19 protein-coding genes, 1 pseudogene and 1 riboswitch are annotated in these 23,482 nt (G+C 70.6%); of the genes and pseudogenes, 1 reads left to right on the plus strand and 19 read right to left on the minus strand.

The window, feature by feature from the left end:
- Positions 1-489: 489 nt before the first annotated feature.
- From ACH4VX_RS05960 to ACH4VX_RS06005, 10 genes and pseudogenes are all read right to left on the minus strand, one after another.
- Entirely contained in the window at positions 490-1,701 is a 1,212-nt protein-coding gene (locus tag ACH4VX_RS05960; RefSeq protein WP_398366107.1) for an acyl-CoA dehydrogenase, read from the minus strand.
- A 110-nt stretch (positions 1,702-1,811) separates the two neighbouring features.
- Entirely contained in the window at positions 1,812-2,270 is a 459-nt protein-coding gene (locus tag ACH4VX_RS05965; protein WP_398366307.1) for an RrF2 family transcriptional regulator, read from the minus strand.
- A 66-nt stretch (positions 2,271-2,336) separates the two neighbouring features.
- Entirely contained in the window at positions 2,337-3,536 is a 1,200-nt protein-coding gene (locus ACH4VX_RS05970) for an IPT/TIG domain-containing protein (protein ID WP_398366108.1), read from the minus strand.
- A 109-nt stretch (positions 3,537-3,645) separates the two neighbouring features.
- Positions 3,646-4,800 (minus strand): elongation factor Tu, encoded by a 1,155-nt coding sequence (tuf, locus tag ACH4VX_RS05975; RefSeq protein WP_398366308.1) that lies wholly within the window; start codon positions 4,798-4,800, stop codon positions 3,646-3,648.
- Positions 4,801-5,061: 261 nt separating this feature from the next.
- Positions 5,062-5,736, minus strand: a pseudogene (locus tag ACH4VX_RS05980) (caspase domain-containing protein); the annotation flags it as partial.
- Positions 5,736-6,119, minus strand: coding sequence for a hypothetical protein (locus ACH4VX_RS05985; protein ID WP_398366109.1), 384 nt, complete (start codon positions 6,117-6,119; stop codon positions 5,736-5,738). The pseudogene ACH4VX_RS05980 and the gene ACH4VX_RS05985, both read right to left, overlap by 1 nt.
- A 365-nt stretch (positions 6,120-6,484) precedes the next feature.
- A complete protein-coding gene (locus ACH4VX_RS05990; protein WP_398366110.1) occupies positions 6,485-7,678 on the minus strand; it encodes an MBL fold metallo-hydrolase in 1,194 nt (397 codons plus the stop codon).
- A gap of 91 nt (positions 7,679-7,769) precedes the next feature.
- Complete coding sequence (locus ACH4VX_RS05995) at positions 7,770-8,555, minus strand: SGNH/GDSL hydrolase family protein (RefSeq protein ID WP_398366309.1); 786 nt, start codon at positions 8,553-8,555, stop codon at positions 7,770-7,772.
- Positions 8,556-8,760: 205 nt separating this feature from the next.
- Positions 8,761-9,690 (minus strand): peptidoglycan DD-metalloendopeptidase family protein, encoded by a 930-nt coding sequence (locus ACH4VX_RS06000; protein ID WP_398366111.1) that lies wholly within the window; start codon positions 9,688-9,690, stop codon positions 8,761-8,763.
- Between the two features lie 4 nt (positions 9,691-9,694).
- Positions 9,695-9,853, minus strand: a riboswitch (cyclic di-AMP (ydaO/yuaA leader).
- 316 nt (positions 9,854-10,169) lie between these two features.
- Positions 10,170-12,287 (minus strand): alpha-galactosidase, encoded by a 2,118-nt coding sequence (locus ACH4VX_RS06005; RefSeq protein ID WP_398366310.1) that lies wholly within the window; start codon positions 12,285-12,287, stop codon positions 10,170-10,172.
- 127 nt (positions 12,288-12,414) lie between these two features.
- Between ACH4VX_RS06005 and ACH4VX_RS06010 the strand changes: the two genes are divergently transcribed.
- Complete coding sequence (locus ACH4VX_RS06010; RefSeq protein WP_398366112.1) at positions 12,415-13,212, plus strand: tyrosine-protein phosphatase; 798 nt, start codon at positions 12,415-12,417, stop codon at positions 13,210-13,212.
- Positions 13,213-13,221: 9 nt separating this feature from the next.
- Here the strand turns inward: ACH4VX_RS06010 and ACH4VX_RS06015 are convergent, their stop codons facing one another.
- From ACH4VX_RS06015 to ACH4VX_RS06055, 9 genes are all read right to left on the minus strand, one after another.
- Positions 13,222-13,350 carry a DUF6126 family protein gene (locus ACH4VX_RS06015; RefSeq protein WP_398366113.1) on the minus strand — a complete coding sequence of 43 codons (129 nt, stop codon included), beginning with the start codon at positions 13,348-13,350 and terminating at the stop codon, positions 13,222-13,224.
- Entirely contained in the window at positions 13,347-13,970 is a 624-nt protein-coding gene (locus ACH4VX_RS06020; RefSeq protein ID WP_398366114.1) for a helix-turn-helix domain-containing protein, read from the minus strand. Before ACH4VX_RS06020 ends, ACH4VX_RS06015 begins: the two co-directional genes overlap by 4 nt.
- A gap of 75 nt (positions 13,971-14,045) precedes the next feature.
- Positions 14,046-15,449 (minus strand): aspartate aminotransferase family protein, encoded by a 1,404-nt coding sequence (locus ACH4VX_RS06025; protein WP_398366115.1) that lies wholly within the window; start codon positions 15,447-15,449, stop codon positions 14,046-14,048.
- Positions 15,446-17,359, minus strand: a complete 1,914-nt coding sequence (dxs, locus tag ACH4VX_RS06030; RefSeq protein ID WP_398366116.1) for a 1-deoxy-D-xylulose-5-phosphate synthase — start codon at positions 17,357-17,359, stop codon at positions 15,446-15,448. Before dxs ends, ACH4VX_RS06025 begins: the two co-directional genes overlap by 4 nt.
- 29 nt (positions 17,360-17,388) lie before the next feature.
- On the minus strand, positions 17,389-18,546 hold the full coding sequence (ispG, locus tag ACH4VX_RS06035) for a flavodoxin-dependent (E)-4-hydroxy-3-methylbut-2-enyl-diphosphate synthase (RefSeq protein ID WP_398366117.1): 1,158 nt from the start codon (positions 18,544-18,546) through the stop codon (positions 17,389-17,391).
- A gap of 4 nt (positions 18,547-18,550) precedes the next feature.
- The gene (gene hpnH, locus ACH4VX_RS06040) at positions 18,551-19,573 is read right to left on the minus strand and encodes an adenosyl-hopene transferase HpnH (protein WP_398366118.1); all 1,023 of its coding nucleotides are present in this window, start codon (positions 19,571-19,573) and stop codon (positions 18,551-18,553) included.
- 5 nt (positions 19,574-19,578) lie between these two features.
- Entirely contained in the window at positions 19,579-20,220 is a 642-nt protein-coding gene (locus ACH4VX_RS06045) for a 1-hydroxy-2-methyl-2-butenyl 4-diphosphate reductase (protein WP_398366119.1), read from the minus strand.
- A complete protein-coding gene (shc, locus tag ACH4VX_RS06050; protein WP_398366120.1) occupies positions 20,220-22,259 on the minus strand; it encodes a squalene--hopene cyclase in 2,040 nt (679 codons plus the stop codon). The genes ACH4VX_RS06045 and shc overlap by 1 nt, the downstream gene beginning before the upstream one ends.
- 117 nt (positions 22,260-22,376) lie before the next feature.
- On the minus strand, positions 22,377-23,441 hold the full coding sequence (locus ACH4VX_RS06055) for a polyprenyl synthetase family protein (protein WP_398366311.1): 1,065 nt from the start codon (positions 23,439-23,441) through the stop codon (positions 22,377-22,379).
- Between the last annotated feature and the right edge of the window lie 41 nt (positions 23,442-23,482).

Here is a 23,482-nt window from a genome sequence, read left to right on the forward strand (position 1 = left end):
GCCGGCCGTGCCCCGCGCTCCGGCCGGACCCGGGGCACCGGCCGGGCCCGGGCCTCGGGGCCCCTCGCCCCGTCCGCTCCCTCGTCCGCCTTGTGGCTGCACGTACCGGTCCCCGCTCCCTGATCCGACTGTTGGACACGGCCCCTTGACGCAGAAGCGCCCTACGACGTGAGGTGCCGCGGTGCCGCCCGACCGACACTCACCGTAGTCGCCACCGCATCATGTGCGGTGGGCAGTTGACAAACTCATACGGACAGCATCGCGCTCTGGTATGAGGCTTCGTACGACAGACCGATAACCCTCACGAGCGAGGGGTCGGGAGTGGACAAAGAGCGATCGAGGCTGGTCACAAGTGGTCGTCACGGGTCTGCGAGGAGCGAGGAGCTCCCGGCCGCCCCAACCCGGCCGTCGCGCCTTCATCCCGTCCGGAGCCGACGGGCCGGGCGCTCCCGGCGCCCGCCGGCACCCCTCAGCCCTTCGGCCAGAACATCACTCACCGTCACGAACGGGCTGGGACAGGGAGGGCACGCCGCCTCGCACGGCGTTCAGGTAGTGGTCGCCGATGGTCCGCATGACGGGACCGGCGGGGCCCAGGTCCACCAGCGCCAGGACGTTGCGCAGGAACCGGTCGACGCCGTCCGCGTCGGTGAGCGCCCGCACCCGCTCGCCGGTGAGGAGGGCGGCCCTGGCGGCGACCGTGCCGGCCATCGCCACCTGGGCGGCCGTGTCCGCGCGCCGCTCGTGGTCGAGCGCCCGCCCCGCCGCGAGGGCGTCCGCCATGGCCGCCGTCGCACGGTCGGCCACCGCCGAGGCGGTGTGCAGGGCGAGGGCGAGTTCCCCGTAGACCCCCAGGAGGTCGGCGTCGTCCTCGCGCGGCGGTCGGGCGTGGCGCGCCGAGCGGCTGAGGTCCCTGGCCTCCGCCAGAGCCCCCTCGGCCACACCCAGCGCGACCTGGGTCAGCATGAGACCGAGCGCGTGCGGGGCGAGCGCCGCGTGGGGCGGGGTCATGTCCTCGTCGCGGCCGACGGGGCCCAGCACGTCGGCGGCGTCGACCGCTACGCCGTCGAAGTGGACGGTGCCCGCACCGGTGAGCCGTTGGCCGAGCCGGTCCTGCGACAGGTCGCGGCCGACTCGCGGATGCCGCGCGTCCACGACCACGACGACCGGCTCGTGCGTGAGGGAGCAGACGGCGTCGAGCACCAGCCGGTCGGCCTCGTCGACCGCGGTGGGCAGGGCGCGGTGCCCGTCCAGGACGAGGTGGCCTCCGTCGGCGGGGGTGAGCGTGGGACCCGGCAGGTCGCCGCGGGGAAGCGGCCGGGGTGCGGCGATGTCGCCCGCCCAGAGCCACTGCTCCCGTGCCGCGCGCGCCTCCAGTCGGGCGGCGTGTTCCGGGGCGGCGAAGAAGCGGGCGCTCCAGGACAACACGTAGTGGCGGCCGAGCAGTTCACCGATCGAGCCGTCGGCGGCGGCGATGCGGCGGACCATGGCGGAGGCGTCGTGCCAGCCCGTTCCGCGTCCGTCCGGCGCGGGAGGGGTGAGCACGGCCGGCAGTCCGGACTCCCGCAGCCGCGCGACCTCGTCGAAGGGCGGTTTGCCGGCCCGCTCGCGGTCGATCGCGTCCACGGCGAGATCGTCGGCGACCTCGTCGGTGACGCGCTGCCAGAAGTCCCCGGCGGCGGTGATCACCTCCACCTCACCCACGGCTCCCCATTTCCCTATTGGATTAGTAGGGAATCATCCTGTGGGAGTGGCCGGTCCGGGGCAAGGGAGCATCCACCGACCGGACGTGTCCGTCCCAGGGAACGGGACGGCTACGGATTGGTCCAGGCAGCGGGGGTGTCCGCCAGCCGCATGACCCCGTCGGGCAGCCGGCCGGAGACGACGTCCGCGAGGGACACGCCCTCCAGGATCTGCCGCACATTGGCGCGCAGGGCGATCCACAGCGGGAGCAGGGCGGTGGCCGGGCCGGTGTACGACAGGTCGGGCGGGCGCACCCCCTGCACCGACACCAGTGGACCGTCGACAGCCCGGACGACGTCCGCGATGCTGATGCCGTCCGCCGGCGCGGCCAGCCGGTAACCGCCGTTGGCACCACGTTGGCTCAGCACCAGACCGCCCCGGCGCATGTCGTTGAGGATGCCCTCCAGGAACTTGCGCGGGATCTCCTGGGCGGCGGCGATCGCCTCGGTGGTGAGCGGACGGGCCTCCGGGGCGGCGGCGAGCTGCAGCGCGGCACGCACCGCATAGTCCGCCCTGGCCGAGATCCGCATGCTCGTATTATCCAGCTCCGTGGCGTCGGCGCCGGTGCCGGGGTTCACGTCTTGGTGGCTCGTGGCTCAGTAGGTGAAAGTCGCCGGGGACCCCGGCAAGGACTGCTGACCGAACCCGTTCGTGACGACGACGGGGACACTGCCGAGGACCGGCAGGACGGGCGGGACGACGACCAGCAGGTGGGGAGAGGCGGGTACCACGCTCAGAGCGTCGATCCCGTTGAAGGTGACGGTGCTCGCCGCGTCGAACCCGAAGCCTCTGATCACGGCCTTGCCGCCGTTCGCCAGCACGCCCAGGGCGGAGTCGGGGTTGATCCCGGAGACGACGGGCGGGTCCACACCGATCTCGATCGAGAGCTCGTCGAGGACCGGCACGATCGGCAGGGCCAGGCCGACCGCGGCGGTCGGGTTGGTGCTGGTGCTGTCGGGCAGCATCTCGTCACCCTGCACGAGCAGGCCGATGACCTGGTCACTCGCGTCGACCAGGACGGAGCCGGAGTCGCCGTGCCACAGGAAGAGCCCTCCGAAGGGGAAGGTGTCCACCCGGAGACGTTCGGTCCCGACCTGCCCGGGGTTCATACGGGCGACGACCACGCCGCTCGTGAAACCCGTCGCGCGACCGCGCTTCCTGACCGCTTTGAAGAGGTGGTCATCGGGCTGGGCGGTGGACGAGCCCGTGAGGGCCCCTATGTCGAGCACACTGCAATCGGGAGTCGCTCTGCCCGGGTCCGGTTCGAGGAGGGCACAGTCCCAGTCCGTCCCCTGCAGCTCGACGGTGCCCACGAGCTTGGACTGCGGAGCCGTGGGATGCGGCTGGAACACGCCGATCCCCGGAGCGGGGGTCACGTGGTTGGCGGTGAGCAGTCGCCTCGCTCCGTCGCTGCGCCGCTGTGCCACACAGCCCAGCGTTCCGATGTGCACCTGGAAGGGATCCTCCCACCCGATGGTGACGCCGCCTCGCGGCGCGTCGGAGAAGGACGTGTCGTTGAGGAGCGCGAGCGGCTCCGGACGGCTTTCGACGACATCCGTCGCGTATCCCTCCCACGTCGGTGGGATCGCCGCTTCCGCGGGGAGCCGCGTGGGCGGAAGTTTGTCCGGGATGTAGACGATCAGCGCGAGTTCTTCCACGTACGTGTCGCCGATCCGCTTCAGGCCGATGCCGAACTCCGCTTCGGCCGGCAGCGCACCCGCGTACGCCGCCCTCAGCGAATCCAGGGCGTCGGACGCGTCCGACGGAACGGCGACGGGCTCTCCGGGCTGCAGCATTCGGATCCCTCCTTCACTCGGGCCGGGAGGGTCACCACTTCTTCCAGTGTGCTCGGATGTCCCGGTCGGGACGACTGGATCTTGCCGGTTCGGCCACGGCGACGTGCCGTCAGAACATAATTCTGGTGATCACTCCGGCGCCCACGGTCCGGCCACCCTCACGGATGGCGAACTTCAGGCCCTCCTCCATGGCGACGGGCTGGATGAGCTCCACCTTCATCTCGGTGTTGTCACCCGGCATGACCATCTCGGTGCCCTCGGGGAGGGTCACGACGCCGGTCACGTCCGTCGTACGGAAGTAGAACTGCGGGCGGTAGCTGTTGAAGAAGGGGGTGTGACGGCCACCCTCGTCCTTCGACAGGATGTAGGCCTGGGCCTCGAACTCGGTGCGCGGGGTGACCGAGCCCGGCTCGACAACAACCTGGCCGCGCTCGACGCCTCCCCGCTCGATGCCGCGGAGCAGCAGACCGACGTTCTCACCGGCCTGACCCTCGTCGAGCAGCTTGCGGAACATCTCGATGCCGGTGACCGTGGTGGTGGTCTTCTCCTGCTTGATACCCACGATGTCGACGGTCTCGTTGACCTTCAGGACACCACGCTCGATACGACCGGTGACGACCGTACCGCGACCGGTGATCGTGAAGACGTCCTCGATCGGCATCAGGAACGGCTTGTCGACGTCGTGCTCGGGCTGCGGGATGAACTCGTCCACGGCCTTCATCAGCTCGAGGACGGTGTTGCCCCACTCCCTGTCGCCCTCGAGGGCCTTCAGCGCGGAGACCTTGACGACCGGCAGGTCGTCGCCCGGGAACTCGTACTCGGAGAGCAGCTCACGGACCTCGAGCTCGACGAGCTCCAGGATCTCCTCGTCGTCCACCATGTCGGCCTTGTTCAGGGCGACGACGATGTACGGAACGCCGACCTGGCGGGCCAGACGTACATGCTCCACGGTCTGCGGCATCGGGCCGTCGGTGGCGGCGACCACGAGGATGGCGCCGTCCATACGCACCGCGCCCGTGATCATGTTCTTGATGTAGTCCGCGTGACCGGGGCAGTCGGCATGCGCGTACTGACGCTGCTCCGTCCGATACTCGACATGGGCGATGGAGATGGTGATACCGCGCTGGCGCTCCTCGGGGGGATTGTCGATGCCGGCGAACGGGATCGCCGTCTTGTTCAGACGTGGGTACGCGTTGTGGAGCACTTTGGTGATGGCGGCCGTGAGGGTCGTCTTGCCGTGATCGACGTGGCCGAGGGTCGCGATGCTGACCGGGGTCGCGGACCGACCGGACCGCGCTCGGGAAACGGAGGGACGCTTTCTGGCAGCGGCGGGGGTGCGGCGTGTATCAGGGCGGGGCTTCCCGGGCGGAGGCTCGATGGGATCAGGATGCACACGGGTCGTACCGGGGATGTGATCGCGTGGCGCGGTGGATGAGCGCGTGGCATCCGGCCGCTGAGCCACCACCGGAAACCACATGTTCCGGGTGAGGGCCAGTTGGTCGGCCAGGCCGGTCTGGCTGTGCACGGGGATGGGCATACGGCGACCGCGGAGGCCTTCGGTGACCCTGTGGGTGATCGAGCCGAGGGACAGCCACTCGGGGGCGTCGGGGATGCCCTTCTTCAACACTTTGAGCAGCTCACCGGTGAAGGCGGTATGCCGTTCGCCCGGAGGAGACAGAGAGACGGAGTCACGGGCGGAGGACGTGAAGGTGAAGGCACTCGTCGTCGACATCTGCTGTTGGAGGAACGACGGGATGTCGCCCATCGCGTGAGCCAGTCCGCTGAAGCAGCAGTCGAGCAGGATCACCGCGTGTCGGGCGCGGCGCTGGCGGACGATGTCCTTCACCGAGTTGTAGCGCAAGGCCCGGAACGAAATGTTGAGCGATGTCGTGGAGAGCAGGGTGAGCAGCAGTTCGTTGTGGGTCGTGGCTCCGTGGCCCGCGTAGTAGACCAGAAGTGTGTCCTCGGCGTCCATCGCCGCCGTATTGATCGCTTCGGCCACTTCGCCCGCGTCAGCGACGTTGAGGATCGTCGCGCAGTGCTCTTGGGCGAGTCCCCACAGCCGAGGATGCGTCAGGGCCGTCCGCAGGTCTGCGAGGTTCGACTCGACGGCCGGAAGAGGTGGCCACCGCGTCGGTTCGGCGAAGTTCGACGTCCCGATCAGAACGGCTCTGGACCGGCTCGGATCAGGTCGCCACATCACGTGTCGTTCCCGCCTTCGGAGTCCGGCCCCACGGGCAACCCAAAACTTTGGCAGAGCGCGATGACTTCCTGGTGGTCGCGTGCCTTGGGGACATCGACCTCCACGGTGCAGTCACCCCTGGTGATCACCAGACGCACACCCATCCGGCGACCGGCCAGCCAGTTGCACAGCGATTGCACCAGGATGGTTCCTACGCCGCCCGCACCGAGAAGAACGAGCACGACCTCCTCGAGCGAGCCCATCTCCCCGGGCTTCGCGCCGGTCGTCTGTTCTTGTACCCGAACCGACCGCAGACCCGGATCACTGAGTAGCGCTTCCCGTAACGACAGGGCTTCCGCCTCCGGCCGTCCTTCCCCCGCAACCCCCACAGTCACTCGCATGCAGGGATTCTGGAGCGCGGTGGCCGCCTGTGTCCTCGAAACGCCAAAACCAGGTACAGGCGGTGACATCACGGTCGAGCCGGGCAGCGAGGACCGCGGTGGCGAGGCGGAGTGCGGCGTCCGGCTTCGGGAAACGCCACCCTGCCAGGCCCCATGCGCAGATGCAGCTCAGCGCTCCACGACGTGTGTTCGTACCACAACACGAGACGGACCTACCAGGGACGGCAACGGCCTGAATCACTGAGGAGGAGTTTGCCGCTCCGCCCTGGGCGCCCCGTCCACGGCACGGACCACACCGTCACGCGCCTCAGCCGGGAGACGCTTCGGCATCCGGGCCACCTCTGCGAGCTCGTCCCCGACCGACGTCACCGCTCGCCCGCGAGGTCGAGATCACCCCTGCTCGTCTCGGCCACACCCTCAACACCCCGCGGACGGCGCCACGGACGCGCGATCGGGCCGGACACCGCCCGCCACCACGCCTCCTCGGGGAGCTTCCCCGCCGGCTCGAACGGCTCGCCCGGCCGCGGGAACGCCACCGCCTGACCCGCCTCCTCGGCCGCGTCCTTCATCCACTCCCCCGGCTCCGCCCACGCGTGCGGCGCCAGGTTGAAGGTGCCCCAGTGGATGGGCAGCAGTACGCCGGCCGCGTCGCCGCCCTGGAGGTCGAGATGCGCCCGGACGCCTTCCTCGGGCGTCATGTGGATGTCGGGCCAGAAGTCCGAGTACGCGCCGACCTGGATCATCGTGGCGTCGAACGGGCCGTGGTCGGCTCCGATGTCCTTGAAGCCCTCGAAGTAGCCGGTGTCGCCGCTGTGGTGGATCCGGTGCTTCTCGCCCGCGACCACCCAGGAGGCCCACAGGGTGTGCTGGGTGTTGCGCAGGCCCCGGCCGCAGAAGTGGCGGGCCGGGGTGGCGGTGAGGGTGATCCCGCCGACCTTCGCCGTCTCGTGCCAGTCCAGCTCGCGCAGCCGCCCGGCGGACACGCCCCAGCGCTCCAGGTGGGCGCCGACACCGAGGGGCACGGCGAACAGGGTGTCCGTGCCGGCCAGCGCCTTGATCGTGGGCAGGTCCAGGTGGTCGTAGTGGTCGTGGGAGATCACGACGACGTCGACCGGGCCGAGCGCGGCCAGCGGCAGCGGCACGGGGTGCAGCCGCCTGGGCCCGGCGAAGGGGAACGGTGAGCAGCGCTCACCCCACACGGGGTCGAACAGAACCCGGTGTCCGTCGATCTCCGCGAGCACGCTGGAGTGGCCCGCCCAGGTCAGGCGCAGCCCGGTGGCCGGCGGACGGGAGAGGTCGGCCAGGGTGGTCGGGTGCACCGGGACGGCGTCCTTCGGGGCGCGCCGGGACCGGGAGTCCTTGTCGAAGTAGAGCTTCACGAAGTCCCGCGTCGGCCCGGACGGGCGGATCCGGGCGGTGCCCCCGGGGTTCTGGAACACGCCGTCCTTGAAGTGCGGGGATCTGCGGATGCGTGCCATGCGCTCGCCGCTCGGGTCCGCGCCGAAGGCCACGGGCCGCAGGGCGCGCAGCCCGGAGCTCTGGAAACGGGAACCGGCCACGGTACCTCCAGGTGGAGTCGGTCAGACATTCCATTATGTGCGGCCGTATCCGGCACCGCGGCACCGGATACGGCCTGCCCGACGGAACGGCTCACGCCACCGAGGCGATCCGTACCTTGATGTCGTCCGGCGACAGCGTCCCCTTGGCGATCACGTGGTCGCCCGACGACTCCCCCCGCAGCCGGCGGCCGATCCACGGCACCAGGTACTCGCGGGCCCACTGGACGTCGTCCCGCCGGATGTCGAACGTGCCGCGGGGCGGCAGGGCCGGCCAGGCCTGTTCCGGATCGGCGGGGGTCTCCAGGCCGAGGGCCTGCCCGGCGCGGAGCGCGACGCGGGTGTGCCCCTCCGGTGACAGGTGCAGCCGGTCGGCGTCCCAGGCCCTGCGGTCCTGGATGCTCTTGAGGGACCACAGGTCGAGCACCGGGCAGCCGTAGCGGTCGGCGACGGCCCGCACGTGCCCGTTGTACGTCGCGATCTTGCCGCGCAGGTGCTTGAGCAGGGGCATGCCACGGGTGTCGAAACCGGTCGTCACCAGCACCGTGCCGGACACGGCCGTGAGCGCGGCGATCGCCCGCTCGAACCGCTCGGCCACCTCGTCCGGGTCGCTGCCCGGGCGGAGGATGTCGTTGCCGCCCGCGCAGAACGAGACCAGGTCGGGGGCGAGTTCGACCGCCCTCGGCAGCTGGTCCGCCACGATCTGGTCCAACAGCTTTCCGCGCACCGCGAGATTGGTGTACTGGAAGTCGCCCTCGGGCCGGAGGTCCGCGAGGAGCACGGCGAACCGGTCGGCCCAGCCGACGAACGCCCCGTCGGGGCCGGGGTCGCCGACGCCCTCGGTGAAGCTGTCCCCCACCGCCACGTACGACCCGATCACTGCTCTGCTGTCACTCTTCGAATCGTCTGCCACAGCCGCTCATGATTCACCTTCGAATGTGACTTACGCGACCGTAAGGAGGGGTTGACGTGCGGTGAGATAAGACACTTTCAAAATGTTGGCCAATTCCGGAATACACCGGAGGCCGGACCCGGGGATCGGGGTCCGGCCTCCGGCGCGCGTGTCAGGAAGGTCGCCGCGGGGGTCAGCCTATGGAGACGCCCTTGGAGCGGAGGTAGGAGATCGGGTCCACGTCCGAGCCGTAGTCCGGGGTGGTGCGGATCTCGAAGTGCAGGTGCGGGCCGGTCACGTTGCCGGTCGCGCCGGAGAGGCCGACCTGCTGGCCGGCGGTGACGGTCTGGCCGGCCGAGACGGACAGCGAGGACAGGTGGGCGTACTGGGCGTAGTAGCCGTCGTCGAGCTTGATGACGACCTGGTTGCCGTACGCGCCGCCCCAGCCGGCGGAGACGACCGTGCCGGCGCCGACGGCCTTCAGGGAGGTGCCGGTCGGGACGCTGAAGTCGACACCGGTGTGGTAGCCGCTGGACCACATGCTGCCGGCCACCTTGTAGGCGGTGCCGAGACCACCGGCACCGGGCACCGGGGAGCTGTAACCGGAGGCGCTCGCGGCCTGGTCGGTGCTCGTGCTCTGGGCGGAGGCGTCCACGGAGGGCTGCTCCGCCGGCTGCTCGGCGGGCTGCTCGGTCTTCTGCGCCGGGGCCTGCGGGGCCTCGGCGGAGGACGGCTTCTGCGGCGCGCTCGTGGCGGCCTCGCCGTCGACGGAGAGCTTCAGACCGGGGTGGATGAGCGACGGGTCGCCACCGATGGCCTCACGGTTGTCCGTGTAGAGCTGCTTCCAGCCGCCGTCGACGTGCTCCGCCTCGGCGATCTTCGCGAGGTAGTCGCCGGCCTTCACGGTGTACGTGCGGGCCTCGTCGCCCTTTTCGGCGGTCTTCTGACCGGCGACGGAAAGGGACTGGACGGCCTTTTCGGGGGTGACCCCCGGCGTGGCGGCGTGCGCGCCGGTGGCGCCGAGAAGCGGCAGGGCGAGTGCGGCGCCACCGGTTCCGGCGACGGCGATGGAACGGGTGAAACGCTGGGCCTTGGTACGGCGGTGCTTACCCTTCGCGGGCATGTCGAATTCCTCTCCGGCGCCTACGAGGTGAGCTGTCGGGTTCGGACTGGAGATGCCCGGCCGCGCTGTCGCGCGGCTTAACCCCGAGCCGTTCCGGGAACCGGAACAGGCAGTCGTACCTGTGGGTCCCCCGTTCCTGCCGTGGACGGGTCAGTGTGTGCGGGCTCCGGGCGGCGGCAGGATTAGGCGTCCGTCCGGATCGGTGGCGAACGTAAGCGACCCGGACGTGAAGGGACAAGCGCGAGGTTCACCGCGAACGGGTTTTTCCGTGATCCAAAGGCGGAAATGACGTCACCGAGCGTCAACCGGGATTCCCTTTCCCCGCGAATTCCCTTGCCGTTCCCCAGAATTACGTGAACATGGCAACAACACATCGTCACGAATATGACGATGCTCACGCACCCCCTTACCATCTCCCTTTCTTTCGGGGCACGTTATGGCGAAGCCGTCCAATCGGACAGAACGCCCGAATCACCGGATCACAGGCGTCGCAACCGCACCACCGCGGCGTCCAGATCTCCCCGCAGACCGGTGCGCAGCCCGTGGTGCAGCAGCACGGCACCCCGGTGCACTTGTCCGGTTTCGCGGCATTCGTACGATGCCTCCGGGTCGAGGCCACGCAGCCGGAGGGCCGGGACGGGCTCTCCGTAGTGCTGCGCCTGGAGACAGGCGAGGACGACGGCCTCGTCGCCGAGGACGTACTGCACCGCGCTCAGTCCGCCCTCCGGAGGGCGCAGCCGGTACAGGTCGCCGCGCTGGACGACGGGCCGGATCTCCTTGTAGAGCGCGACCCACTCCCGCGCCTCGGCGAGCTCCTCCCCGGTCCACCGCGCGAGGTCGCCGCCGACGCCGAGCACCCCGGCCATGGCGCTGACGAACCGGAAGCGCAGCGAACTGACCCGTCCGTTGAGCATGGCGTTCGGGCTGTCGGTGACCCAGGCGGCCATCACCCGGGCCGGGTGGATCTGGCTGAAGCCGTGCTGGACGGCGAGCCGGTCGAGCGGGTCGGTGTTGTCCGAGGTCCACACCTGGTCGGTACGGGAGAGGACACCCAGGTCGATCCGGCCACCGCCGCCCGAGCAGGACTCGAAGGCCACACCCGGATGGGCCGCCCGCAGCCGGTCGAGGAGTGCGTACAGCCCGCGCACATGGTCCGTCCACAGCCGCTGCGGATACGGGTCGTCCGGCCAGCCGGCGTCGGTGAAGGAGCGGTTGAAGTCCCACTTCACATAGTCCACGGGAGCGCTGGAGAGCAGCCCGTCGAGCTGTTCCCAGAGGTACTCCCGGACGTCGTCCCGCGCGAGGTTGAGGACCAGCTGGTTGCGCAGCTCCGTACGCCGCCGGCCCTGCTGGAACTGCACCCAGTCGGGGTGCGCCCGGTAGAGATCGCTGTCGGGGTTGACCATCTCCGGCTCGACCCAGATGCCGAACTGCATCCCGAGTCCGTGCACATGGTCGGCGAGGGGCTTCAGACCGCCCGGGAAGCGGTCCGGGTTGGGCGTCCAGTCGCCGAGCCCGGCCCGGTCGCTCGTACGGGCCCCGAACCAGCCGTCGTCGACGACGAACAGCTCGACGCCCATCGCGGCGGCCCGCTCCGCGAGGGCCCGCTGCTGCTCCTCCGCGATGTCGAACTGGGTGGCCTCCCACGAGTTGAACAACACCGGCCGGTCCCGGTCCGCGGCGGGGATCACATACGTCCGCTGATAGGCGTGCCAGGCGCGGCTGGCGCCGCCGAAGCCCCCGTCGCTCCACAGACCGGCGAAGACCGGCGTGACGTACGTCTCCTGCGTACCCAGCATCAGCAGGCCGGAGTCGTCGTGTCCCGCGCCGCCGGTGATCTGCACGCGCGCGTCGGGGAGTTGGGCGACGCCGATCCGCCAGGAACCGGACCAGCCCAGCGCGCAGCCGTAGACCTCGCCGCGCTCCTCGGTGGCGTCGGTGTCGAGCGCGACCCAGGGCAGATGGTGGTGCCCGGTGTGGCCGCGGCGGCTGCCGATGACCTTCTCCCCGTACGTGATGGGGGCGCTGGCCAGCCGGGACTCGGCGGCCCAGCGGCCGTGCAGCTGGGACAGCCGCCAGTGCTCGCGTTCGGGCAGGGTCCAGGTCGCGGAGTCGGCGCGCAGGAGTTCGACGGCGGGGCCCCGGTTGTGCAGGGTCACCCAGCGTTCGATCACGTCGTCGCGCATCCGGTAGTGCAGGGTGACGGTCAGGCCACCGTCGCGAAAGCGCAGGCGCAGTTCGCCGTCGTCGCTCTCGTGGCCGTCGAAGGTCCACTCGGTGCCGCGCCGTCCATCGGCGGTGCGTACGGACAGGGCGGGCCGGGTGAAGCGGGGGCCGCCCTCGACCGGGTACTCCTCGCGCCCGTCCAGCCGGGACTCGAACGAGCAGTGTTCCGGCGTCGGACGGGCGGCGAGGGCCTCCGCGTCGGCGAGCGCGATCCTCGGACCCCAGTGCAGATGCACCAGCTCGTCACGGTCGGTGACATGCAGCGCGTATGCACTGGCCGGCCCCGACAGGAGCCATGTACGACCGTTTTGGGAGACCTGCGCCACCCGAACCTCCAACAGACCCGAACAGATGCGATCAGACACCAACATCATCAGGGATATGGGGGCGGCCGGGCAATGCCTGTGGACAACTCATTGCCCCAGGCAGGCATGTCGTATCGTCGACTCGAGCCCGTCGACGAGCCCCGTCGGCGGCGTCGAGCGGGAGGAGTCCTTCGTGACGCAGCAGGTGCCGTCGACCGAACCCGAACTGGCCGGAGTGCGCAACTTCCGCGACGTGGGCGGACTGCCGACCGTCGACGGTCGGCGGGTGCGGCACGGGGTGCTGTTCCGCAGCGGTCATCTCGCCCACGCGACCGCTCAGGACGCCGCCTTCCTGTCCTCGCTCGGGCTGCACACGGTCTTCGACTTCCGCAACGCGGCCGACCAGAAGCTGGAGGGGCCGGACATCGCGCTGCCGGGCGTGCGCAATGTGAACCTGCCGCTCAGCGACCCGGCGGACGGCGCCGAGTTCTGGAAGATGGTCCGCGACGGCGATCTGGAGCAGCTGCGCTCGATCCTCGCGGACGGCAAGGGCGCGGACCGGATGATCAGCTCCTACCGGCTGATCATCAAGGAGCGCACCGCCGAGCACTCCCGGGTGCTGCGCTCGCTCACCGAGGACGGCGTTCCCGCGCTGATGCACTGCGCGGCGGGCAAGGACCGCGCGGGGCTGTCGGTGGCGGTGACGCTGCTCGCGGTGGGCGTCGAACGCGACGCGATCGTCGACGACTACCTGAAGTCCAACGCCAAGCACCGCCGCTACAAGGTGCACCGCAGCGGCAGCTCCGCCTCGGCCTACTCCCCCGAGGTCATGGAGCTGCTCAGCCCGCTGTTCGACGCGCGCGCGGAGTATCTGTCGGCGGCCTTCGAGACCGTCGAGGAGACCTGGGGCGGTGTGGACCCGTATCTGGAGCAGGCGCTCGGACTCACACCCGAGGCCCGGGAGCGGCTGCGTGAGCGCCTGCTCGACTGAGGCGGGCGCCTACTTCTTCGGAGCGATCTCGAAGAGGAAGTAGATGAAGGCCGCGAAGAGGTGTCCCACCACGACGTAGATGAACAGCCGCACCCACAGGGCCCGGGGGAGCTTCTCTTCCATGTCTTTGCCGGTCATGTCGCTTCTCCGTGGATCGGGCCCAGGCACAGCGCGGCCGTGGGACTCTGCAGCAGGGTGTGGACGAACAGCAGCTCGACCCCGTCGGGGTCGGATGCGGCGATACGGTGCGGGGTCAGCGAGTCGAAGTGGGCGCTGTCGCCCGGGGCGAGCCGGTGCAGGGTGTCCCCCAGGCGCAGCCGCAGCCGCCCCTTGAGGACGTACAGCCACTCCTCGCCGGGGTGGACGCGCACGATGTCGCCCTGGGAGCCGTGCGGCACACGGACCCGCAGGGCCTGCATGCCGCGCCCGGCGGCACCGGCCTGCCAGTACGTCCAGCCGCCCGCCGCCGTGGACTCCATGTCGGCGGCGCGCACCACGGCGTCCCGGTCGGCGGCCGTCTCACCGAGCAGCTCGGAGACCGTCGTACCGTAGATGCGGGCGAGGGAGAGCAGCATCGGCAGCGAGGGCTGGCGCTGCCCGGTCTCCAGTCGGGAGAGATGGGCGGCCGACAGACCCGCGTCGCGGGCCGCGGCCTCCAGGGTGAGGGAGGCCCGTCGCCGCAGGGCGCGCAGCTGCGGCGCGACCACGGGGAGCGCGCCGGCCGGTTCGGCCGGCGGCCCGGTCTCGGAGGAGCTCATGTCTCCATTGAGCCCCGGATTTGCCCCACGGGCAATTTCCTTGCCTCCGAGGCAAATCCTCCCGCGGTGCGTGTTTCAGCGGTTGGCGACGGCCTGTTTCATCAGCGTCCTGCCGAACTCCCACACCAGGCCACCGTCGTGCGCGTCGTCCATCACGGCGGTGAAGGCGTCCACGAACCGGTGCACGTCCCGCTCGTCGATGATCAACGGCGGAATCAGTTTGATCACCTCCAGGTGGTCACCGGAGACCTGGGTGAGGATGCGGTGCCGTTGCAGCAGCGGCACGACCACCATCTGCGCGAAGAGTCCCTTGCGGGCGGCCTGGAGCACGGCCCAGCGTGAGCGCAGTTTCAGTGACCGGGGCCGGCCGAACTCGATGCCGATCATCAGGCCCCGGCCACGGACGTCGGCGAGCAGCTCGTACTTCTCGGTCAGCGCGGCCAGCCGGGTCCGCAGCAGCTCGCCGGTGCTCCGGACGTGCGCGACGATCTGCTCGTTCTCCATGACCGACAGCACCGCGAGGCCCGCCGCCATGGCCTGGGCGTTGGCCCCGAAGCTGGCCGAGTGGACCAGCACCCGGTCCATCGACGAGTAGACCTTCCTGAAGATCCAGTCCTTGCCGATGGTGGCGCCCACCGGTACGTACCCGCCGGAGAGCGCCTTGGCCACGCACACCAGGTCCGGTTCGACCCCCGCCTCGTGCTGGTAGGCGTAGAAGTCGCCGGTCCTGCCCAGCCCGGTCTGCACCTCGTCGGCGATCAGCAGCGCCTTGTGCCGGTGCAGCAGCTCCTGCGCGGCCCGCAGATAGCCGGGCGGTGCCTCGTGCACGCCCTTGCCCTGGACCGGCTCCACGATCAGGGCGGCCACGTCCCCCTCGCGCAGCTCGCGCTCCAGCGCGTCGAGGTCGCCGAGCGGTACGGCCGTGTCGGGCAGCAGCGGGGCGAAGCCGTCCCGGAAGCCGGACTCACCGTTGACGGAGAGGGAGCCGGTGGTCAGGCCGTGGAAGGCGTGCTCGCAGTACAGGACGCGCGGTCTGCCGGTCGCGTACCGGGCGAACTTCAGGGCGCCCTCGACCGCCTCCGTGCCGCTGTTGCCGAAGAACACCCGGTCCAGGTGGGGGCTGTGCGCGAGCAGCTTCTCGGCCAGCAGGCCGGGCAGCGGCTGGCAGTCGAAGCGGGTGAGGTCGGCGAGGGAGGCGTCCAGGACGTCGTGCAGCGCCTTGCGGACCACGGGGTGGTGGCGGCCCAGACCCATCACCCCGAATCCGGCGAGCATGTCCAGGTGGTCGTTGCCGTCGGCGTCCCAGAAGTGGGCGCCCTCGGCGCGCTCGTAGACCTTGTCGAAGCCGATGGTGTGCAGCATGCGCGGGAGCTGGTGGTTGAGGTACCGGGTGTGCAGCTCGTAGCGCTCGGCTCCGCGCTCGGCCAGCAGCGCGCCGAGGTCGAACTCCCCGGTCCCCGACGACTCCGCGGTGGTCATGCCCGGGGCTCCTGTGGGTCCGGTGACTGTTTCGCGAGTTCTTCCCCGAGGGCGAGGCTCGCGCCGATCCGCCCGGCGATCTCGACCGGGGTGAGGCCGATGTCGGCGAGCACCTCACCGCGTTTGGCGTGCGCGAGGAACTGCTCCGGGATGCCGAACCGCCGTACGGGCACGTCGGTCCCGGCGTCACCCAGCGCCAGCGCCACCGCGGAACCGACCCCGGCCGCACGGCTGTTGTCCTCGACGACGGCCACCATACGATGCCCGGCGGCCAGTCGCGGGAGGGCCGGGTCCACGGGCTTGACCCAGCGGGGGTCGACCACGGTGCACCCGATGCCGCGCGCTTCGAGCAGTTCGGCGGCCTGGAGACAGACGGGCGCCATCACGCCGACGGCCACGAGGAGCACCTCGGGGGTGTCCGCCCGGTGGAGTACGTCCATGCCGCCGACGCGGTCCAGCGCGGGGACCGCCGGGCCCACGGACTCCTTGGGGAACCTGAGCAGGGTGGGCGCGTCGTCGACGGCGACCGCCTCGCGCAGCTGGGCGCGGAGCTGGTCGGCGTCGCGCGGCGCGGCGATGCGCAGGCCGGGGACGACCTGGAGGACGGACATGTCCCACATGCCGTTGTGCGAGGGCCCGTCGACGCCGGTGACGCCGGCCCGGTCCAGGACGAAGGTCACCCCGCAGCGGTGCAGCGCCACGTCCATCAGCAGCTGGTCGAAGGCACGGTTGAGGAAGGTGGCGTAGACGGCGACGACCGGGTGCAGGCCGCCGGTCGCCAGGCCCGCCGCGGACACGACCGCGTGCTGTTCGGCGATGCCGACGTCCCACACCCGGTCCGGGAACCGCTCGGCGAAGGCGCCGAGGCCGACCGGACACAGCATGGCGGCGGTGATCGCGACCACGTCCTCGCGTTCCTCGCCGATCCGGACGATCTCCTCGCCGAAGACGGAGGTCCAGGAGGGGCCGCCGGACGGGGCGAGGGGCGCGCAGGTGAGCGGGTCCATCACGCCGACGGTGTGGAAGCGGTCCTCCTCGTGGGCGAGGGCGGGTTCGTAGCCGCGGCCCTTCTCGGTGAGGCAGTGGACCAGGACGGGGCCGTGGAAGCGTTTGGCGCGGCGCAGCGCGGATTCCACGGCCTTGATGTCGTGGCCGTCGATCGGGCCGAGGTACTTCAGGCCGAGGTCCTCGAAGAGGCCCTGCGGGGCGAAGGCGTCCTTGAAGCCCTTCTTCGCGCCGTGCAGCGCCTCGTAGACGGTGGGACCGACCACGGGTGTGCGCTGGAGTACGTTCTTGCCCCAGTCCAGCACGCGTTCGTAGCTGTCGGTGGTGCGCAGGGTCGCGAGGTGGTTGGCGAGTCCGCCGATGGTCGGGGCGTAGGAGCGTTCGTTGTCGTTGACGACGACGATCAACGGCCGGTCCTTGGCGGCGGCGATGTTGTTCAGCGCCTCCCAGGCCATCCCGCCGGTGAGGGCGCCGTCGCCGATCACCGCGACGACATGGCCCTTCTCGCCCCGCACCCGGCGGGCCTTGGCCAGTCCGTCGGCCCAGCCGAGGGCCGTGGAGGCATGGCTGTTCTCGATGACGTCGTGCTCGGACTCCTCACGGGAGGGGTAGCCGGACAGACCGCCCTTGCCGCGCAGCTTGGAGAAGTCCTGACGTCCGGTCAGGAGTTTGTGGACGTAACTCTGGTGGCCGGTGTCCCACAGGATGCGGTCCACGGGCGACTCGAAGACCCGGTGCAGGGCGACGGTGAGTTCCACCACCCCGAGGTTGGGTCCGAGATGGCCGCCGGTCCTGGCGACCGCCTGCACCAGGAACTCCCGGATCTCGTGGGACAGTTCGCCGAGTTCCGTCTCGGACAGCGCCTTCAGGTCGCGCGGTTGCCGGATGCTCTCCAGGATCGTCACGCTCGGGCCCCCTTCGGATTCCGTGCTGTTCAGCTCACGGTGACGGCCGGCTCGCCCGACGTCACGCCGTCCTTCTCCATCTCCTCGGCGATCTTCATCGCCTCCTCGATCAGCGTCTGAACGATCTTCGACTCGGGCACGGTCCTGATGACCTCGCCCTTCACGAAGATCTGCCCCTTGCCGTTGCCGGAGGCCACGCCGAGGTCGGCCTCCCGGGCCTCGCCCGGCCCGTTGACCACACAGCCCATCACGGCCACCCGCAGCGGCACCTCCATGCCCTCCAGACCCGCGGTGACCTCCTCGGCCAGCTTGTACACATCGACCTGGGCACGCCCGCAGGACGGGCAGGAGACGATCTCCAGGCGCCGCTCCTTCAGCCCCAGCGACTGAAGGATCTGGATGCCTACCTTGATCTCCTCGACCGGCGGGGCCGACAGGGAGACCCGGATGGTGTCGCCGATGCCCTGGGAGAGCAGCGCCCCGAAGGCGACGGCCGACTTGATGGTCCCCTGGAAGGCGGGCCCGGCCTCGGTGACGCCGAGGTGCAGCGGGTAGTCGCACTGGGCGGCGAGCTGACGGTAGGCCTCGACCATCACGACCGGGTCGTTGTGCTTGACGGAGATCTTGATGTCCCGGAAGTCGTGCTCCTCGAAGAGGGACGCCTCCCACAGGGCGGACTCGGCCAGCGCCTCCGGGGTCGCCCTGCCGTACTTCTGGAGCAGGCGCCGGTCCAGCGAGCCGGCGTTGACGCCGATGCGGATCGGGGTGCCGTGGTCCCTGGCCGCCCTGGCGATCTCCTTGACCTTGTCGTCGAACTGCTTGATGTTGCCCGGATTCACCCGCACCGCCGCGCAGCCGGCCTCGATCGCGGCGAAGACGTACTTGGGCTGGAAGTGGATGTCGGCGATCACCGGGATCTGCGACTTGCGGGCGATGGTCGCCAGCGCGTCGGCGTCGTCCTGCGTGGGACAGGCCACCCGCACGATCTGACAGCCGGACGCGGTCAGCTCGGCGATCTGCTGGAGGGTCGCGCCGACGTCGGACGTACGCGTGGTCGTCATCGACTGCACGGACACCGGGGCATCACCACCCACCGCCACGGATCCGACCTGGATCCGCCGGCTCTTCCGCCGCTCGGCGAGCGGCGGCAACGACACCTCGGGCATCCCGAGCGGGACGGCGGTCATCACCTCACTCCCGGTTCCCGGAGACCGTCTCGCGCATGGCGCGCAGCGACTCCTTCAAAGACCCCATGGTGGCCAGGACGGCGGTGGGTTCGTAGCCGCAGTGCGCCATGCAGTTGGCGCAGCGCGGGTCCTTGCCGCGGCCGTACCGGTCCCAGTCGGTGTCCTCGATCAGCTCCCGGTACGTCGGCACGTAGCCGTCGCTCATCAGGTAGCAGGGGCGCTGCCAGCCGAAGAGGGAGTAGTTCGGGATCGCCCACGCGGTGCACGGGAAGTCGACCCTGCCCTCGAGGAAGTCCAGGAACAGCGGGGAGTGGTTCAGCCGCCAGCGGCGCCGGTTGCCGCCCGCGAAGGCCTTCCTGAACAGCTCCCGGGTCTGCTCCACGCCCAGGAAGTGCTCCTGGTCGGGGGCCTTCTCGTAGGCGTAGGCGGGCGAGATCATCATCTCGTCGACCTTGAGGTCGTCGTTGAGGTAGTCGAGCACCTCGACGATGGTCTGGGGGGTGTCGGTGTTGAAGAAGGTCGAGTTGGTGGTGACCCGGAAGCCGCGCCGCTTGGCCTCCTTGATGGCCGCCACGGCCTCGTCGAACACGCCTTCCTTCGCCACCGACTCGTCGTGGCGCTCGCGCAGCCCGTCGATGTGCACGGCGAACGCGAAGTAGGGCGAGGGGGTGAACCTGTCCATCTTCTTGCGCAGCAGCATGGCGTTGGTGCACAGGAAGACGTACTTGCGCTTGGCCACCAGCTGGCGCACGATCTCGTCGATCTGCGGGTGCATCAGGGGTTCGCCGCCGGCGATCGACACCATGGGCGCCCCGGACTCCAGTACCGCGCCCACGGCCTGCGCGACGGGCATCCGCTGTTTGAGCACCCCGGCCGGGTGCTGGATCTTGCCGCACCCCTCGCACTTGAGGTTGCAGGCGAAGAGCGGTTCCAGTTCGACGATCAGCGGGAACTTGTCCCGCCTGCGGAGCTTCTGTTCGGCCAAGTATGTAGCGACCTTGATGGACTGACGCAGCGGCATGGCCATCTGGCTCACCTCCTGGGGAGCAGCAAGGAACGGTGCCATTCACGGAAAGCCGGGAGTACGGACCGAAGAACGCGGAAAGCCGATATTCCACCGCGCACCGTGCCGATCCGGACGAGTTCGTGTTCAGGAGCGTCCACGACCACCCGGACGGCCGCAACCGGGCGCTCGCCCACCCGGACGGCGCTCAGAAGCGTGGCGGCGGATTCCATGTCGACCGCGATCGCGCCGGTCGCGAGCAGACCGGACCGTTCGTGACCGCGGACGACGTGGTCGGAGCCGGTGAGCGGACCGGTGTGGACGGTGCGCCCGGGCACCGTGCGCTCCAGCTCCTTCACCAGCAGTTCGGTCCCCACGCACGGGACGCTGCCGCGCGGGTCCCGGGTCTCCTCGGCGACGACCAGGTCGCCGGGGTGCATCCCGGGGGCGAGCCCGGCGCAGAAGCCCGTGGCGAGGACGGCCGCCCGGTTCAGGTACGGGTCGGCGAGCATCCGGGTGACGGAGCGCTCGGCCGCCGCCGGCCCCATGCCCGTACGCAGGACGGTGACCGGCCCGCCCGGAGCACCCCGTTCACGCCTGCGCAGGGCGAACTGCTCGATGCCGAGCGCGCAGGCGATCAGCAGCGGGGCCGGGGCGGGCTGGGATCTCATCAGCTTCCCTTCGCCTCGGCGAGCGACTGCCCGGGCCCGGTCCTCGCCACGACCGGTTTCTTGCTGAACGGCTCCCCGTGCACGTACCGGCCGAGCGCGGTGAGCGGGAAGACCTGCCGGTAGAGGTGGTAGTTGATGGAGAAGTCCCAGGGGAAGCCGGTGCCGGTGAAGTACGGCTCGTCCCAGGAGCCGTCCTCCCGCTGGGTGGCCGCCAGCCACGCGATGCCGCGCTCGACGGCCCCGGATCCCCGCTCCCCCGCCGCCAGCAGCGCCATCAGCGCCCAGGCGGTCTGCGAGGCGGTCGAGGCGCCCCGGCCGCTCCACTCCCGGGCGTAGCGGTACGAGCGCAGGTCCTCGCCCCAGCCTCCGTCGTCGTTCTGCACCTTCTCCAGCCAGGCCACGGCCCGCCGGATCGCCGGGTGCGAGCCGGGGAACCCGGCCGCGGTCAGTGCGGGGACGACGGAGCCGGTGCCGTAGAGGTAGTTGACGCCCCAGCGTCCGAACCAGGAGCCGTCGGGCTCCTGTTCGGCGAGCAGCCACTGGATGCCGCGCCGGGTGCGCGGGTCGTGGGCGAGGCCCTCGACGGCCAGCATCTCCACGACGTGCGCGGTGACGTCGGCCGACGGCGGGTCGATGACCTCGCCGAAGTCGCAGAACGGCAGCCGGTTGGGGAACGGACTGGTGTTGTCGACGTCGAAGGCGCCCCAGGCGCCGTTCTTCGACTGCATGCCGAGGTTCCAGCGGACCCCGCGCCCGATCGCGTTGTCCAGCCGCTCGGGGTCGTGGTGTCTGACCCGGCGCAGCGCGAGGACCACCTCGGCGGTGTCGTCGATGTCCGGGTAGTTGTCGTTGTGGAACTCGAACGCCCAGCCCCCGGGCGGCAGGTGGGGCCGGCGCACGGACCAGTCGCCGGGCCGCACGATCTGCTCGCCGAGCATCCAGTCGGCGGCCTTGACCAGTTGCGGATGGTCGGCGGGCAGGCCCGCGTCGGCCAGCGCGATGGCGGCGAGGCAGGTGTCCCACACCGGGGACTGGCAGGCCTCGATCATCCGGGCCCCGTCCTCGCGCCACACGGCGAACCGGTCCAGTGACTCCAGGCCCGCGCGCATCACCGGATGGTTCAGGTCGTATCCGAGCAGGTGCAGCGCGATGACGGAGTACACCGCCGGGGGCTGGATGCCGCCCCAGCAGCCGTCGTTCTCCTGCCGTTCGATGATCCAGCGGGCGGCGGTGTTCATGGCCGCCCCGCGCAGCCGGCGCGGGACGGCTCTGCGCAGCGCGTGCAGGGCCCTGTCCAGCCGCTGGAAGGCGCCGTCCCAGCTGGCCGGCGGTGCGAGCGGCCGGGGAGGGTTGGGGTGGTGCGGGTCGGTGTGCAGTTCGTCCAGCGGGAACGGGGCGGGGCGCACCGGCCGCTTCGCGGAGACGATCGTCAGCGGCACGATGGTCTGCCGGGCCCAGCAGCCGAAGTCGTAGATGTTGAGCGGCAGCCAGGACGGGAACCAGATCAGCTCGGGCGGGAGTTCGGGCAGGTCCTCCCACTTCCACCAGCCGAACAGGGCCAGCCAGATCCGGGTGAAGACCCGGGAGGCGGCGATGCCGCCCCGCTCACGGATCCAGGCGGAGGCCTTCGCCATGTGCGGGGCGTCGGGCGGGTCACCGGCCAGCCGCAGCGCGACGTACGCCTCGATGGTGGCGGAGAGGTCGCCGGGTCCGCCGTGGAAGGTGGCCCAGGTGCCGTCCTCGCGCTGCTCGCCGCGGACGAACAGGGCGGCGGCGCGGGTGGTGTCCTCGTCACGGATGCCGAGGAACTGACGCAGCAGCAGGTCCTCGGCGTCCATCGTGACGTTGGTCTCGAGGTCGCCCTTCCACCAGCCCTGGTCGTCCTGCCGGGACAGCAGGAAGTCGGTGGCCCGCCGCATGGCGCGGGCGGCGACGTCGGGTGCCCCGGTCGCCTCGGGAGTGTCGGTGTCGGTTTCGCTGGCCGCGGCCACCGCGGGCGGCAGGGCCGCCCCAGTGCTTCCGTCGGTCGTCGCTGTCATGGCTTCCCCTTCGTGCAGTCCTGCGAGTGGTGTCTGCTGTGGGTCCGCCGTCGGCCGGTGTCGTTCTCCCCGCAACACCGGCCGGCGACTACGCGAGGGCTATTCGACCGATAGTGATCATCTCTTTCGTACGACGACGAAGTCCGCGAGCGCCGTGAACCGTTCCCTTACCGGGTCGGGCATGTCCACGGCGTGCAGGGCCTCGATGGCGATGGTGTGCTGACGGCGTGCCTCTTCGGCGGTCCAGTCGCGGCCGCCGGCCTCCTCGATGAGGGCGGCACGGGCCGCGAACTCCTCCTCGGAGAAGTTCGCGAAGTCGCTGCTCTTGGCGTCGGCGGCGAGGATCTCGCCGAGCCGCTCGGAGGCGGGGCCGCCCGCCGCGAGCGCGGCCACGACCGGGAGGGACTTCTTGCGCTGGCGCAGGTCGCTCCAGGTCTGCTTGCCGGTGGCCTCCGGGTCTCCCCAGATGCCGAGGAGGTCGTCGACGGCCTGGAAGGCGAGGCCGAGGTGGTAGCCGTACGTCTCCAGGGTGTCGGCGGTGCGGTCGTCCGCGCCGCCGAGCACCGCGCCGATGGAGCTGGCGCAGGCGAGCAGGGCGCCGGTCTTGTTGCCCTCCATCTCCAGGCACTCCTCGACGCTGACGCGGTCGCGGTGCTCGTAGGAGATGTCCTGGGCCTGGCCGTCGATGAGCGAGCGGCTGGCGGTGGTCAGCCGACGGGTGGCGCGGCCCGCCTCCACCGTGCCGAGCTCCAGCAGCACCTCGTTGGCCAGGGCGAACAGGGCGTCGCCGACCAGGATGGCCTGGGCGGGGCCATGCACCTTCCAGACCGTGTCGCGGTGCCGGCGCTGTTCGTCGCCGTCCATCAGGTCGTCGTGCAGGAGTGAGAAGTTGTGGACCAGTTCGACGGCGACCGCGCCGGGGACGCCGGTCTCCGGGGCGGCCCCGGTGACCTCGGCGGACAGCATGGCGAGGGCGGGGCGCACGGCCTTGCCGCCGTCGCCGTCCGCGGGCCGGCCGTGGGCGTCGATCCAGCCGAAGTGGTAGGCGGCGACCGTGTCCATGGGAGGTGCCAGGCGGTCGACGGCCGCCCGCAGTACCGGCGTGGCCAGGGTCCGCCCGCGCTCCAGGAGCGCGGACACGTCCACCGCGGTCCTTCGAGCGGCCTGCGAGGCCGGGGGCACAGTGGGCACAGTCTCTCCTCTTGTTGCGGTACCGGAAGTGC

The organism is Streptomyces sp. NPDC020731, assembly GCF_044334705.1.
Lineage (GTDB): Bacteria > Actinomycetota > Actinomycetes > Streptomycetales > Streptomycetaceae > Streptomyces.

Coding starts and splice junctions, on each gene's coding strand:
- ACH4VX_RS05965 (WP_398366307.1), bottom strand. CDS start 2,270: ATGCGGATCTCGGCCAGGGCGGACTATGCGGTGCGTGCCGCGCTGCAG.
- ACH4VX_RS05970 (WP_398366108.1), bottom strand. CDS start 3,536: ATGCTGCAGCCCGGAGAGCCCGTCGCCGTTCCGTCGGACGCGTCCGAC.
- ACH4VX_RS05985 (WP_398366109.1), bottom strand. CDS start 6,119: ATGCGAGTGACTGTGGGGGTTGCGGGGGAAGGACGGCCGGAGGCGGAA.
- ACH4VX_RS06000 (WP_398366111.1), bottom strand. CDS start 9,690: ATGCCCGCGAAGGGTAAGCACCGCCGTACCAAGGCCCAGCGTTTCACC.
- ACH4VX_RS06005 (WP_398366310.1), bottom strand. CDS start 12,287: ATGTTGGTGTCTGATCGCATCTGTTCGGGTCTGTTGGAGGTTCGGGTG.
- ACH4VX_RS06015 (WP_398366113.1), bottom strand. CDS start 13,350: ATGACCGGCAAAGACATGGAAGAGAAGCTCCCCCGGGCCCTGTGGGTG.
- ACH4VX_RS06020 (WP_398366114.1), bottom strand. CDS start 13,970: ATGAGCTCCTCCGAGACCGGGCCGCCGGCCGAACCGGCCGGCGCGCTC.
- ACH4VX_RS06025 (WP_398366115.1), bottom strand. CDS start 15,449: ATGACCACCGCGGAGTCGTCGGGGACCGGGGAGTTCGACCTCGGCGCG.
- ispG (WP_398366117.1), bottom strand. CDS start 18,546: ATGACCGCCGTCCCGCTCGGGATGCCCGAGGTGTCGTTGCCGCCGCTC.
- hpnH (WP_398366118.1), bottom strand. CDS start 19,573: ATGGCCATGCCGCTGCGTCAGTCCATCAAGGTCGCTACATACTTGGCC.
- ACH4VX_RS06045 (WP_398366119.1), bottom strand. CDS start 20,220: ATGAGATCCCAGCCCGCCCCGGCCCCGCTGCTGATCGCCTGCGCGCTC.
- shc (WP_398366120.1), bottom strand. CDS start 22,259: ATGACAGCGACGACCGACGGAAGCACTGGGGCGGCCCTGCCGCCCGCG.